14 protein-coding genes and 1 rRNA gene are annotated in these 12,939 nt (G+C 50.6%); all 15 read right to left on the bottom strand.

Going from position 1 to position 12,939, the window contains the following annotated elements:
* Positions 1–5: 5 nt before the first annotated feature.
* Entirely contained in the window at positions 6–494 is a 489-nt protein-coding gene (locus F463_RS0106710) for a type II secretion system protein (protein WP_033413240.1), read from the bottom strand.
* A gap of 13 nt (positions 495–507) precedes the next feature.
* Positions 508–900 (bottom strand): type II secretion system protein, encoded by a 393-nt coding sequence (locus F463_RS0106705; protein WP_018986294.1) that lies wholly within the window; start codon positions 898–900, stop codon positions 508–510.
* The gene (locus F463_RS0106700) at positions 887–1,399 is read right to left on the bottom strand and encodes a type II secretion system protein (RefSeq protein ID WP_018986293.1); all 513 of its coding nucleotides are present in this window, start codon (positions 1,397–1,399) and stop codon (positions 887–889) included. Before F463_RS0106700 ends, F463_RS0106705 begins: the two co-directional genes overlap by 14 nt.
* Positions 1,399–3,384 (bottom strand): type II secretion system protein GspD, encoded by a 1,986-nt coding sequence (locus F463_RS0106695; protein ID WP_088177812.1) that lies wholly within the window; start codon positions 3,382–3,384, stop codon positions 1,399–1,401. Before F463_RS0106695 ends, F463_RS0106700 begins: the two co-directional genes overlap by 1 nt.
* Positions 3,385–3,443: 59 nt before the next feature.
* Complete coding sequence (locus F463_RS0106690; protein WP_018986291.1) at positions 3,444–4,073, bottom strand: hypothetical protein; 630 nt, start codon at positions 4,071–4,073, stop codon at positions 3,444–3,446.
* Positions 4,063–4,680, bottom strand: coding sequence for a hypothetical protein (locus F463_RS0106685; protein ID WP_018986290.1), 618 nt, complete (start codon positions 4,678–4,680; stop codon positions 4,063–4,065). The genes F463_RS0106690 and F463_RS0106685 overlap by 11 nt, the downstream gene beginning before the upstream one ends.
* A complete protein-coding gene (locus tag F463_RS0106680) occupies positions 4,677–5,243 on the bottom strand; it encodes a PilN domain-containing protein (protein WP_018986289.1) in 567 nt (188 codons plus the stop codon). The genes F463_RS0106685 and F463_RS0106680 overlap by 4 nt, the downstream gene beginning before the upstream one ends.
* Complete coding sequence (locus tag F463_RS0106675; RefSeq protein ID WP_018986288.1) at positions 5,233–6,069, bottom strand: hypothetical protein; 837 nt, start codon at positions 6,067–6,069, stop codon at positions 5,233–5,235. Before F463_RS0106675 ends, F463_RS0106680 begins: the two co-directional genes overlap by 11 nt.
* Entirely contained in the window at positions 6,050–7,732 is a 1,683-nt protein-coding gene (locus F463_RS0106670; RefSeq protein WP_018986287.1) for a GspE/PulE family protein, read from the bottom strand. The genes F463_RS0106675 and F463_RS0106670 overlap by 20 nt, the downstream gene beginning before the upstream one ends.
* Positions 7,729–8,901, bottom strand: coding sequence for a type II secretion system F family protein (locus F463_RS0106665; RefSeq protein ID WP_018986286.1), 1,173 nt, complete (start codon positions 8,899–8,901; stop codon positions 7,729–7,731). The genes F463_RS0106670 and F463_RS0106665 overlap by 4 nt, the downstream gene beginning before the upstream one ends.
* Positions 8,902–8,907: 6 nt before the next feature.
* The gene (gene gspG / locus F463_RS0106660) at positions 8,908–9,330 is read right to left on the bottom strand and encodes a type II secretion system major pseudopilin GspG (protein ID WP_018986285.1); all 423 of its coding nucleotides are present in this window, start codon (positions 9,328–9,330) and stop codon (positions 8,908–8,910) included.
* A gap of 192 nt (positions 9,331–9,522) precedes the next feature.
* On the bottom strand, positions 9,523–11,352 hold the full coding sequence (locus tag F463_RS0106655; protein WP_033413222.1) for an ABC transporter ATP-binding protein: 1,830 nt from the start codon (positions 11,350–11,352) through the stop codon (positions 9,523–9,525).
* Between the two features lie 6 nt (positions 11,353–11,358).
* Positions 11,359–11,841 carry a 2-C-methyl-D-erythritol 2,4-cyclodiphosphate synthase gene (ispF, locus tag F463_RS0106650; protein ID WP_018986283.1) on the bottom strand — a complete coding sequence of 161 codons (483 nt, stop codon included), beginning with the start codon at positions 11,839–11,841 and terminating at the stop codon, positions 11,359–11,361.
* Positions 11,838–12,545 (bottom strand): 2-C-methyl-D-erythritol 4-phosphate cytidylyltransferase, encoded by a 708-nt coding sequence (ispD, locus tag F463_RS0106645; RefSeq protein ID WP_018986282.1) that lies wholly within the window; start codon positions 12,543–12,545, stop codon positions 11,838–11,840. The genes ispF and ispD overlap by 4 nt, the downstream gene beginning before the upstream one ends.
* Positions 12,546–12,773: 228 nt before the next feature.
* Positions 12,774–12,887, bottom strand: a 5S ribosomal RNA gene (gene rrf, locus F463_RS0106640).
* Between the last annotated feature and the right edge of the window lie 52 nt (positions 12,888–12,939).

Raw genomic sequence — 12,939 nt, 5'->3', positions numbered from 1 at the left:
AGGCCTTAGCGATTCACCCAGGCCTGCTCGAGGTCTGCCAGCGTATTCGGCTCATAGATAAATTGCCACTCACTATAGTGCTTGGCTTTTTGAAAGCCTTCCTGAAACGCTTGATAGCCGACGTTACGGATGGGTGCCAATAACGACTGGCTATGCACACCGATAATGCGGCCGTCTTTTATGATTAATGTCATGCCTTGTTTCGCAACAAATGGATCAGGGTAAAGTTTGCGGATATGGCGTTTTAATACCGGGAAGCGCTTGTCTTCAAGCAGCTCTTCCAGCCGCACCGGATATTGTTTGACTGGCTGCGGGGTAGATTCGTAATATCGGCCAATCGCTAATCGGTAGGCCTCGCCCGTTTCCAACAACGTTGCCTCATTGCTGCGCTGGCTTTGCTGTTGCCACATGACGGCCGCGCCCTGTAGGCCAATCGCGGCAATCACCAGCGTCACCATGACGCCTATATAAGAAAACCCCATTTGTTTAGACATGTCGCCAAAAGCCCTACCAGTCGGCATATGCCGAACCGTCAGTGGCTTGGCCTTCTGCATTGCTGTGTAAGGTATACACGCCCCCAACCAGCGGTAATTCTGGTGGCGTGATGACCCAGCCATCATTACGTTCGGTTATTGGATCCCATGGCAATTTATCCAGATAATGCTTGTCGACCAGCTCTTGCAGGGTGTCGGGGTATTGTCCCTGATCCGCATAAAATTCATCCAAGGCCTTGCGCGTGGTCGTGAGCTGTTGCTTGAGTGCCTGCTCCTTGGCGCGTTGCACCCCCGAAAAATAACGTGGGACAGCTAAAGAAAGCAGCAATGCCAGGATTGATAGCACCACCAGCAGTTCCACCAGGGTAAAACCGGTAGCGGTCTTGCGCTTTCTACCACTGTGCATAAGGCACTCCATTGATTCCTGTTCTGGGACTCAGTGAATAAACGTCATACACATCTTGTGTGTAGCGCGGTTGATCTGGCGGACTGTCATAACTACGCAAGCCCCACGCTGGGGCTTGACCTAAACTGGCATTGGCCTGCCCATTTAACATAGGATCCTGCGGAATTCGCCGTAAAAAGCGAATACGTGCATGTTTGGCATCCTTGGCGTCCTCGACCCCCTCCACCAATATTTGCAGATTTGGAGGATAGCCACTGGTATCGGCATTCTTTTTCACACGGCCGTCATCAGCGGCTTTTTTATAAGCATCTATCGCACGTCGTATTTCCCGCAAATGTTCGCGTAGCTGTTGTTCTTTTTGCCGCTGCAGGGTCAGCTGGACCATGGGGGTTGCCACACTGGCCATGATCGCAACAATCACCAGTGACACCATGAGTTCGATTAGGGTAAACCCAGAGTAAAAACGCGTATGAGACAAGCAATGCGCGCATTTTCCCATTAAGGTATCTCCTTGGGCGCAGGTAAGCTTGTGGTGCCTTGTTCGGGCAAGTCACTGGTATTGTTGGTCAAGCCACCCGCCGCATTGGCTGGTGCTGTTGAGGCACCCGAATTGACAGGTGCCGCGTCAGGGGGCGGGATCGCCGTTGGTTCGCTGGCAGGTGCAGTCTCAGGAGGTGAGGACTCAGATGCATCACCGTCCTGAGCATTGTCCCCATCATTCAACTCACGTTGACGCTGTAACTGCAACTCGCGGATTTGTTGACTACGGCTTTGATTGAGAGTCGCTGGCTGGTTATTCAATAGTGGCTTGTCTGAAATGACCGTTTCTGTTCCACTCCAATACTCAGAAAAAGTAGCTTCAGGCAAGGTGACATTACTGAGGATTTTAGGGGTAATTGCTAATACAATTTCCGTTTTATTTTTTTCATCGGTATTGTTCGAGAACAGGCGGCCCAACAAGGGAATGTCACCCAGCCCTGGGACTTTGTTGGCATTTTTACGTTCAGAATCCTGAATCAGGCCAGCCAGGATCTGTGTTTCCCCATGTTTGAGACGCAGTACCGTGCTGGCGTTTCGTGTACCAATATTGAATACCTTGGAGTTATTGCTGAGGGTGACCGCCTCACCCAGTGAGCTGACTTCCAGTCCGACCTTGATACTGATAAAGTCATCCAGCATCACCTTGGGCTCCACATCGAGCTTTAACCCTACATCTACGTAAGAGACGCTTTCCGAAGTAACTCCGCCCTGAATGGCATTGGTCGTAATCACAGGCACTTTGTTACCGACAACCACTTTGGCTTTTTCATTGTTTTTAACCCGGATGCGTGGATTGGAAAGTAAATTAAGGTCACTGTCGGTGGCTCTAAATTGCACATTCGGTGCTGGACTCACACCGACGGTACTAGATTTGATCTGCTTGATAGTTTCAAGAGTGAGTGGGTCATTGAGCACGGTCAGGCTGGTAGGATATCCAATCCCCAATTGCTGTAGTTTGTTGCGGGTAACCTCAATGACCTCAATTTCCAGCATAACCTCCGGATCAGCGATATCCTGGGCCTTGATCATTTTTTCTGCCAGCGCCATCACTTCCGGCTTGTCGCGCAACACCAACATATTGAGACGCTCATCTACATATACATCGCGTATCTTCAGGATGGTCCGCAACATATCGGCACATTGTTTGGCACTGGTATTGGCAAAATAAAAGTTGCGGATTAGCAGGTCCTGGTAATCCTTGTTTTTTTGCTGGGTGGCCGGGTATACCAGCACACTGGTGGGCGACAACACCTTTTTCTGCAAACCATTGCTCGAAAGTACCATATCAATGGCATCTTCAATCGGCATTTTTTTCACAAATACCGAGGCCTTGGTTTCAGGCTTGATGTCTTTATCCAGCACAAAGTTGATGCCGGTGGCACGTGACAAGGCCTCGAATACAATTTTGACATTGGCATCACGTAATTCCAGTGTCACGGGTTTATTAAAGTTGCTTTGCAATTGTGGCAAGGCAACACGCGCTTTGGGTTCTTGTGCGAGCAGCTGTTTTTCCAACGCCCGTGCTTCTACGTTGGCGGGTTGCTCCAGCAAGATATCCTGCACTTCTTTTAAAGCCTGCTTTGGTTTATCCAGATGCTGCTTGGCCTGTTCAAGCTGTTTGCGCAAGACGATGTCACGCTCACTGGCGCGTTCATAATCCAGTGCTTTGACATGATGCGGATCCAAGGTGAGGATACGGGCATACACTTGTTTAGCGGTAGCAATATCGCCTTTGGCATCCGCTGCCTCCGCCTCTGCCGATAAGGCATTAATCGCCAGTTCACGTTCGCGGAACCAGCGGTTACGCAACACCACATCTGTCGGATGTTCGGCGACTTGCTGCGCCAACTCATGCACCTTGCCCTCGGGGGTCGTCGCATTTAGTCTGGGTGGAAACAAGCCGCAAGACGATAGCATCAATACTGACAAACCCATTACGACCATGGTTGGCACGTACTGGGCTCCTCTCCCTAGAATAGCGTTTGAACTCAAATTTAAAGCGCTCATTGGTTAAACATTTCTTCTGAATAATTGTTTTCAGCGTTGGCAGGGGCCTGGCGCTGGCTGGCTGTGACTGTTTTTGTTTTACTTAACTTCACTACTTTATTTAGCGGCAAATAAGTGAAATACACCGCTTGGGCATCTTCACGGTCCAGCCGCCACTGTGGACTGACCTTGCTACCAATTTTGGGTAACAATAGTTTTTTCTGTTGCAAGAGAATGACGATGTCACTCTCTGCGACATCCTGCATGCTGCCAACATAGGCATAAGGTAACGGTGGTGCCTGGGGTGGCGGTGGCGGTTGTGGTTTAGGTGGCGGGGGCAACCACTCATGCGCGGCAAATAAAACATGACTGGCTTTTTTTACAGGTAGCGCACGTGTAAAGTAGGTGGCTACTTCGGATGATGTGTCAGAAGCATTGGTAACATCAGGCTCCTCGGCCCTTACTGATTCGGGGCTAGTGACAGCCTCGGTAGCGGGGGATCGTGATGGCAAGGCTGGTTTGGCCAACATGTTTTCAGATGGGACAGTGCTGCCCTCTTGCGACCATTGCCAATACACTAGCCCCAGCGTAAACAGAAATGCAACCCATACTATCGGGGAGGTGGCAGCTTTGGAATCAGGAGGCATGTGCCTGTTCTCCGCGGATAAACACTGAAAATGTCAGTGTGGCCTCAATGGTCGGCTGCACCGTTTCATTTTTACGCAGCTCTAATCCGGTCAATGCCATTGAAGGATATTTGCGCAATACATCCAGGATAAACTGTCTGCAGGTGATGTAATCAGCCTGGATAGTGAAACGCATATCAAACTGCTGAATGTCATGGCTGGCATCTTTAACTTGATGCGCCTGCCATTGGTAATCCCCCACGTTAAGCAGTATTTGCCGTTTTTGCGCCAGGTTGGCGATCTGTATCATGCGGGGAGATAAATCACTAAAAGCAGGTAATTGCTGCCAAAGCGAAGACAGTTGGACCGGCTCAGGCGTCACGGTCTGCACTTTTTCGATCACAACAGTTTCCTGTGGTGCCTGTTCCACTGGTTTGATGGCCAGTTGGCGGATGTCGCTTTGCAGCGCATCGATTTGTATTTCTTGGGCTGCTTGCTGCTGCAGTAATCCTGCCCATATCAGTAACAACATGCCGGAAACCAGCATAGGTATCCAGCCCAGATACCAGGAGCAGCGGCGCACCAGCCACAGCAAGGTCATGAGGGTTGGCAAACGCAACTGACTCATGGCTGCCACCCTCCCTGGATTTCAAAACTGACCGGACGTTGTGGATGGCTTTCGTTGACCTGGTGTTTCTGCAAATGCACCTGGTCAAGCGCCTCCACTGTTTGCAATTGGCTAACATACTTGAGCAAGGCCTGGTAGCTCTTTGCTTCTCCAGAGAGCACAAATTGCCCCCGGTTGGCATCCGGCAATAGCTGCAACAAGGCAATCTCTGGTACCTGCTGCGATTCCAGCGCCTGCAGCAAATCAAACCAGCGCACATTTAGCTGCTGCACAATTTTTTCTGCTGCTTTTTGTTGAGGCTGGCTCAGTTTGACCGCAGCCTGCTTGGCGACTACCTGTAGCGGTGCGGGCGCGGATTGGACCTGATTGGCACCCAAGGCAACAAGTTGTTGCTGGCGTTCTACCAATATTTGCAATTGCGACTGCTGATCAACCACCCGGTTGTATTCGACGGCAACCAATGCTGCGAGGCCCAGCATCACCAGCCCGCCTGGCCAACGCAACCTGCGCCAGGCAAATGCTGGCCGGGAAAACTCCAGCTGGTAATCAGGATCAAGCCACATGCATCACCTCCTGCCACAAGGTGGTCACCGCATGCGTAGCATATAAATTTTGCAGGGGAAAGTGTGCAGACAATGCCTGTTTTACATGGCCGCCTGTCATGGCCATGGCACTGCAACCTGGCTCGATAAGCCAGTAACATGCGGAGGCTTGGACGCTCAGCAAGGTACGTTCACGCATCAGCCAGGCGGTGATTGACGCCAGGTCAGACAGGTCAACTGCCAAGCTGGACACATGCAAAATACGGCCTTGCTCTAACTGTATCAGGCGCAACATCTGGGATTCTGCCATGAGCACACTCCCACTCTCAGGTAAGCGTGTGCGTGCCCACAAGGCCGAAGCATATGGCTGCACTGACCATTGCACCGCGCTTCCTTTCAGTAATTCATGCAACTCCGTTGATTGCAGTGCAGGGATTGCCGCTAACAGGCAATCTTGTGGCTGGCGGATATCCTGCAAACGAAATGGCCATATACGCGCGGTTTCACCATACGTTTGCATCAACACAGCTCGCGCATAAGCCAATTGCTCTTCACCAGACCAGCTAAATACTTGTAATGACTGCGCCATCGCGGGTAATAGCAGCAAATGCACATGCCTGTCTGCCAGATAAACTTCTATGCGTTGCCAACGTGTCGCTGGGAGTTGGGACAAGCCGGCCTGCAAGGCCGCTGAAAGAGGCTGGTCTTGTGGGCCAGGCCAAGCGACCTGCACAACTACCCGGCGCGAACGCAAACCCGCTGGCCAATGCTCAGCCCACAACTGGTCAGACAAAACCAGTATCCTGGTTAAACCGCACCACCGAATATCAGGCAATAAACGTGACACGGTTGATCTCCTGCAAACTGGTCATGCCTTCGGCCACAGCGCTCACCGCGGCTTCGCGGATGGTGCGCATGCCATTCCTGGCCGCGGCTTCTTTTAATTGTCGTATCGGTTGCCGAGCGATAATCATCTCGCGCAACTCATCATTGAGCACCAGTATTTCTGCGACGGCTTTACGCCCTTTGTAACCAGTGCCGCGGCAGTGACCGCAGCCTTTGGCATGCTTGAACTGCATGTTGGATGCTTGCTCCAAAGTCAATCCGGAGGCAGTAACCATTTCCTCATCTGGCACAAACGGTTCTGCGCATTGCGGACACAAGGCGCGTACCAGGCGCTGGGCGATAATGCCATTCACGGCGGAGACAAAATGGTAAGGATCCACCCCCATGTGCATAAAACGGCCAATCACATCCAGCACACTATTGGCATGCACGGTAGAAAACACGAGGTGGCCGGTGAGTGCAGCCTGCACGGCAATCTGGGCGGTTTCGGCATCACGGATTTCACCGACCATGATTTTGTCGGGGTCATGCCGCAAAATAGAACGCAGGCCACGAGCAAACGTCAGGCCTTTTTTTTCATTGACCGGGATTTGCAGTACGCCAGGTAATTGATATTCCACCGGGTCTTCAATGGTGATGATTTTGTCGAAACCCGTATTCACTTCCGAAATCGCGGCATAGAGTGAAGTGGTTTTGCCGCTACCGGTGGGCCCGGTGACCAGTACCATGCCATAGGGTTCACTGGCCAGTTTCCTGAAGCGGGCGATGACATCTGCATCAAATCCCAGGGCTTTCAAGCTCAGACCTTGCGCCTGCTCAGTTAATGCCTTTCTATCCAGCACCCGCAATACGGCATCCTCACCAAATGCACTCGGCATGATGGAAACACGGAAGTCAATCAAGCGCCCCATGGCATGGACTTTAAAACGGCCATCCTGCGGAATACGGCGCTCGGCGATGTCCAGTTGCGCCATGACCTTGATTCGCGAAATCGCCTGTTCTGCATTATCCAATCCGGGGCTATTGGCAATACTGGCCATGACGCCATCAACCCGGTATTTGACAGCTAGTCCGCCCGGATGTGTTTCCAGATGGATATCACTGGCCCCGGTTTTAAGGGCATCGTACAACGTCGAGTTAATCAACTTGACAATAGGGTTGGCGTCTTCGTGGATAGATTTGAGCGACAGCTGCATGACCACTTCTTCGTCGCCCTCTTGCCCCTGCTCGGCAGGCAGTCCAACACCATCCATGGCGCGCATGGTTTCTTCTTCACCCGCCAGGTAGGCGCTGATCTCTAACCGGTGTGCCAAACGCCATTCAACCTCCTGCGGTACGGCATGTTGAGCCCACAATAGAAGTTGGCGGTTAAATGGGTCGGCAAACACCAGAATGAGGGTTTGTTGCGCATCATAAAACGCCAGACATTCCTTCTGCTGCGCATCGTTATAGCTGACCACCTCAAAAGCGACTTGCCATTCGCGCATCTCACGCATGGTCGCCACCGGGTAATGCAGCAAATGGGCCAACTGACTGACCAAGGATTCATTGTCTAGAGGGACCAAGTCCTCCAGCACTTCGATTACACGTCGTTGCTGCTGGAGCGCCTGCATTTGCGCCTGCGACAGCAGATCGGCGGATAGCACAGGTAAGGGCTGATTCATTGGATTTGCCCTGCCAGTTCAAAAATTGGCATATACAACAGGAGCACGACCACACCAATGACCAAGCCGATAAACAACATTAATAAAGGCTCAAACAACTTGGTAAACCAGTCGATCCAACGCGCCAGTTCTTCATCATAAAAACTGGCAATTCTATCCATCATCTGTGCGACGTTGCCGCCACGCTCACCGACCAGTAGCATGCGTTCGCCAATGGGCGTCGTCATCCCTACTGTTTGAAACGCCTGAGATAGTGGCTGACCTTGGCTGATCATGGTTTTCGCCTGTTGCAGACTGCGGGCCATGCTGCTATCCAACAAGCCACCAAGCGAATCTAGCGCCGTCATGATGGGTGTGCCGCCCGCCAACAACATGCCTAATGTGCGGTAGAAACGGGCAAGCTGGTAAAGATGCAGTTTTTCACCTATCGCCGGAATGCGCCAAATCGCTTTGAGCAGAGACTGGCGCGTAGCAGGCGTTTTGAACAGCAGCACTAAGCCTATGATCATGCCTGCCAAGATCGCCATCATAGTTCCGCCATGTTGTGAAATCAGTGCGCCCCATCTAAGCATCATGAGTGACATCCAGGGCAAATCAGCGCCTGTACCCTCATACACACTGCTGAATTTAGGGACGACAAATCCCATTAAAAAAGCAATGACCAATCCACCAACTACGATCAGCAACATCGGATAAATCGAGGCACTGATGATTTTCTTTTTGAGCAAGGATACCTGGTTGTCATAAGCGATATACCGCGACAGGGCATTACCCAGATCACCGGTGCGTTCAGCCGCCTTGACAGTGGCTATATATAGAGGAGGAAAGACCGTCGGCTGGCGCTCCAGCGACGCAGAAAAAGATTTGCCCTGCTGTAGCGATTGCAGGATGCTTTGCAAAACAGCCCGCGTATGGTCCTGGCGTAAAGAAAGTGCATCAATCGCCTCTACCAAATTCAGGCCAGAATCTAGCAATGCCAGCAACTCTTGGCTGAACAATGCCAATGGAAAAGCTTCTCGCCTGGAAGTTTTCGCTGTTTTTTGTGCATGCAGCGACACTGGCATCAAGCCTTTGGACTTTAGCTGCGCATAGGCATCCTGCTCATCGTCTGCTTGCAGCTCGACCATGGTCAGGGTGGAGCCATTAAGAACTTTTGCCTGATAGTACATGGCTGTTTACCAGTTGGTGATATCCTGTGCTTCGTCGCTGCCACCCACCTGCCCGTCCTTGCCCAGACTAAACAAATCGTATTCACCATGCTGTCCAGGCATACGGTACTGGTAAGGTTTACCCCAAGGGTCGTTCGGTACTTCTTTTTTCAGGTAAGGGCCACTCCAGTGCGCATTGTTATCCGCATTTGCCATGAGCGCCTGCAAACCTTGTTCAGTCGCAGGATAATGCCCGACGTCGAGTCGGTACTGGTCCAGCGCCTGTTCCAATGCCGCAATTTGTGCCTTGGCTGTCTTCACCTCGGATTTACCAATCTGCTGGAAGTATTTAGGTCCAACATAGCCCGCCAGCAAACCTATAATGACCATCACGACCAATAGCTCAAGCAAGGTAAAGCCTTGATTTTTGCGGACAGAACGACCAAACATCGTAAACACTCCATGAAAATTTGATGACAATACTAAGCAGATTAGATTGCAGAAAAGTGGCGGTAATATGACAGTCTGTCATATTTGTAATATTTGGTTGGCGCCTGAAGCGGGCAATCGCACAAGAAAAAACCAGTGCTGTTTGGCACTGGTTTCAATTTAAAACATGAAGTGAATCTTTTCTAGCGTGTATTATTCCCCTAGGAAACCACCACTTTGATGAGTCCACAATTTAGCGTAAATCGCATCCTGAGCCAGCAATTCATGGTGTGTCCCGGTTTCAACAACACGGCCGTGATCCAATACAATGAGTCTATCCATCGCAGCAATGGTCGATAGTCGGTGAGCAATCGCAATCACGGTTTTGCCTTCCATCAATTGTGCCAGGTGATGCTGGATCGCCAACTCGACTTCAGAATCAAGCGCACTGGTGGCTTCATCCAACACCAGAATAGGCGCATTTTTAAGCATGACACGCGCAATGGCGATCCGCTGGCGTTGGCCGCCAGACAATTTAACGCCGCGCTCACCAACATGCGCATCGTAACCGGTACGACCTTTGGCATCGCGTAATGTCAGTATGAAGTCATGGGCTTCTGCGCGTTTAGCAGCCATGATCATTTCCTCGTCAGAGGCGTCCGGGCGACCATATAAAATATTTTCTCTCACTGAACGGTGCAACAAGGAGGTATCTTGAGTCACCATGCCGATTTGCTGGCGTAACGAATCCTGTTTCACACGATCAATCGCCTGTCCATCAATGCGGATATGTCCAGCCTGGATATCATAAAAACGCATGAGCAAATTGACGATGGTCGACTTGCCGGCGCCGGACCGCCCCACCAGGCCGACACGCTCTCCCGGCAGAATATGCAGGTCAAAATCTTGCAGCAAGGGGGCTTGTTTTTCATAAGAAAAATTCACCTGCTGGAACACCACTTCACCTTTGGGCACATCTAAGGCCACGGCATCCGGCACGTCCACCACGCGGTTTTCGATGGACAGCGTATTCATGCCATCCTGCACGGTCCCGATTTGCTCGTACAATGAGGTCAGCTCCCACATCACCCAATGCGAGATCCCATTGAGGCGCAAACTCATCGCCATCACCGCCGCAACCGCCCCTGCCGCCACCAGACTTTGCGACCACAACCACAACACCATGCTACCACTGGCGATAATCAGGCACATATTTAAAAAGTGGTTGATGCTTTCCACCCAGCTCACCATGCGCATTTGACCATGTACAGTATCCAAAAACTCCTGCATCGCCGACTGTGCATAGTCTGCCTCACGGCCGGCATGCGAAAATAACTTCACGGTTGAAATATTGGTATAGGCATCCGTAATTCGCCCTGTCATCAAGGCGCGCGCATCCGCTTGACGTTGTGAAACTTTGGCCAGACGTGGAATAAAATAGAATAGCGCACAGGCATAAAATGACAGCCAGCCTAAGAATGGCAACACCATCCATGGATGGAAACTACCAACAACAGTGACAATGGTCGCGAAATACAGCAACACATAGACCATAATATCGGCCAGGATAAACCATACCTCACGCACAGCCAGTGCCGTTTGCATGACCTTGGCCGACACTCTACCTGCGAACTCATCCTGGTAAAAACCCATGCTTTGATTCAGCATATGTTGATGGAACTGCCAGCGCAAACGCATTGGAAAGTTACCTGCCAATGTCTGGTGTTTAAGCAGTGTTTGCAGGACGATGATCAAGGTACTGCCCATCAGGATCGCGCCTACCAACCATAGGGTTGAATGGTGTGTAGTCCATAACTGGGAAGGTGAGATTGCTGTCAGCTTATCAACCACCTTACCCATCAATGCAAACAAAAGTGCCTCGAACGAACCAATACAAGCCGTAAGCACGGTCATGACGAGGATATAACGGCGCATGCCATAAGAGCATGCCCACATAAAAGGCCAGAAACGGGTAGGAAGGTGAGTGAGGATTTCCCGTGGAAACGGAGAAACCAATGACTCAAAACGGCTAAACACTCGCATAAAAAACTACTTGGAATAAATGATACAAACGGCTTCTGCAGCAATACCCTCGCTACGCCCGGTAAAGCCCAGTTTTTCTGTAGTGGTCGCCTTCACATTCACCTGCGAGGTCTCTATCTTGCAATCCGCCGCAATGTTGATACACATCTGGCCAGTATGTTTGCCGAGTCTTGGCGCCTCGCAAATTACAGTGGCATCAATATTACCAACGAGGTAACCTTTGTCATTGAGTAAGGCGATCACATGTCGCAATAATGTCCGCGAATCAATGCCTTTGTATTGCATGTCTGTCGGGGGGAAGTGTTTGCCAATATCACCTAACGCAGCCGCGCCTAATAATGCATCGCAAATCGCATGCAATAAGACATCTGCATCTGAATGCCCATCCAGGCCGTGAGAATGAGGGATATTCACGCCACCAATAATACAGTCTCGCTCCGTCACCAAGGCGTGCACATCAAAACCGTGACCAACTCTAAAAGGAATCATCGTGTATCCTGTTCGCTCTGCGTAGCCTGCATCAATGCCGAAACCACGGCAATATCGTGCGGATACGTTATTTTTAAATTCTTTAAATCGCCTAATACCAGTTTGGGACTATATCCAGCCCATTCCATGGCTTGGGCTTCATCGGTAGGTTGACGTTCTAAACAACTTGCCAATGCTTGTTCCAACATGCCTATTTTGAACATTTGCGGAGTTTGCGCTTGCCACAATGCCTCACGCGGAATCGTGGCCGAAACATGCTGTGTGGCATCTGCACGCTTCAAGGTATCGGCCAAAGGCAATGCCAGCAAGCCACCAATATCTTGTGCCTGCATTGCATCAATCAATCGCTGCACTATCTCCGCATCAATACCTGGACGCGCAGCGTCGTGCACCAACACCCAATCCTCACTATCGACTTGCGATACCAGCGCTTGTAAGCCCTGATAAACACTCGCTGCCCTACTCTCACCGCCACAAGACAATACTTTTGTTTTATGACAGCCTTGCAAAAGCTCATCTGACCAATAGGCATCCGCAGCAGCGATCACAATAAATATTTGGCTAACAATAGGCATCGCCTCAAAGATATCGATGGCATGACGGAGGATTGGTTTCCCGTTCAGGGGTAAATATTGTTTCGGAGAGGCACTCTGCATGCGTGAACCACTGCCGGCACAAGGAATCAAAACATGGTATTGAGTCATCCAAGCATTTTATCATGCAGAGATTCACTTACTTTTGTTTCAGCAGACAATCGAGAACGGACTTTATGTTACGAGCTAGCTAGATGCTATTGATGTGCAAACGCATAACCGATATCAATAATGAAGATTATTGATGTTTAGTAAGAATAATGACTAACGAATAGTCATGTCTAACTGCGCGGAGCAATAAAAAACCCAGCAGTGTTGTGCTGGGTTTTTGTGTAAGGAGCTTGGGGATGACCTACTTTCGCATACGAAGAGTACACTATCATTGGCGCAAGTTCGTTTCACGGCCCTGTTCGAGATGGGAAGGGGTGGTTCCAAACCGCTATTGTCCCCAAACATAACTGGTAATGTTATGCCTGACATATCCACAAGGGACATGTGACATGCA

The sequence above is a fragment of the Methylophilus methylotrophus DSM 46235 = ATCC 53528 genome (assembly GCF_000378225.1).
In the GTDB taxonomy this organism is placed as follows: Bacteria; Pseudomonadota; Gammaproteobacteria; order Burkholderiales; family Methylophilaceae; genus Methylophilus; species Methylophilus methylotrophus.
This window is presented reverse-complemented; position numbering and strand designations above follow the sequence as displayed.

Excerpts from the sequence above, each read along its gene's own strand:
- F463_RS0106700 (WP_018986293.1), bottom strand. The coding sequence starts at position 1,399 with ATGGGAAAATGCGCGCATTGCTTGTCTCATACGCGTTTTTACTCTGGG.
- F463_RS0106710 (WP_033413240.1), bottom strand. The coding sequence starts at position 494 with ATGTCTAAACAAATGGGGTTTTCTTATATAGGCGTCATGGTGACGCTG.
- F463_RS0106705 (WP_018986294.1), bottom strand. The coding sequence starts at position 900 with ATGCACAGTGGTAGAAAGCGCAAGACCGCTACCGGTTTTACCCTGGTG.
- ispD (WP_018986282.1), bottom strand. The coding sequence starts at position 12,545 with ATGACTCAATACCATGTTTTGATTCCTTGTGCCGGCAGTGGTTCACGC.
- F463_RS0106695 (WP_088177812.1), bottom strand. The coding sequence starts at position 3,384 with ATGGTCGTAATGGGTTTGTCAGTATTGATGCTATCGTCTTGCGGCTTG.
- F463_RS0106670 (WP_018986287.1), bottom strand. The coding sequence starts at position 7,732 with ATGAATCAGCCCTTACCTGTGCTATCCGCCGATCTGCTGTCGCAGGCG.
- F463_RS0106685 (WP_018986290.1), bottom strand. The coding sequence starts at position 4,680 with ATGAGTCAGTTGCGTTTGCCAACCCTCATGACCTTGCTGTGGCTGGTG.
- F463_RS0106665 (WP_018986286.1), bottom strand. The coding sequence starts at position 8,901 with ATGTACTATCAGGCAAAAGTTCTTAATGGCTCCACCCTGACCATGGTC.
- gspG (WP_018986285.1), bottom strand. The coding sequence starts at position 9,330 with ATGTTTGGTCGTTCTGTCCGCAAAAATCAAGGCTTTACCTTGCTTGAG.
- F463_RS0106680 (WP_018986289.1), bottom strand. The coding sequence starts at position 5,243 with ATGTGGCTTGATCCTGATTACCAGCTGGAGTTTTCCCGGCCAGCATTT.
- F463_RS0106690 (WP_018986291.1), bottom strand. The coding sequence starts at position 4,073 with ATGCCTCCTGATTCCAAAGCTGCCACCTCCCCGATAGTATGGGTTGCA.
- ispF (WP_018986283.1), bottom strand. The coding sequence starts at position 11,841 with ATGATTCCTTTTAGAGTTGGTCACGGTTTTGATGTGCACGCCTTGGTG.
- F463_RS0106655 (WP_033413222.1), bottom strand. The coding sequence starts at position 11,352 with ATGCGAGTGTTTAGCCGTTTTGAGTCATTGGTTTCTCCGTTTCCACGG.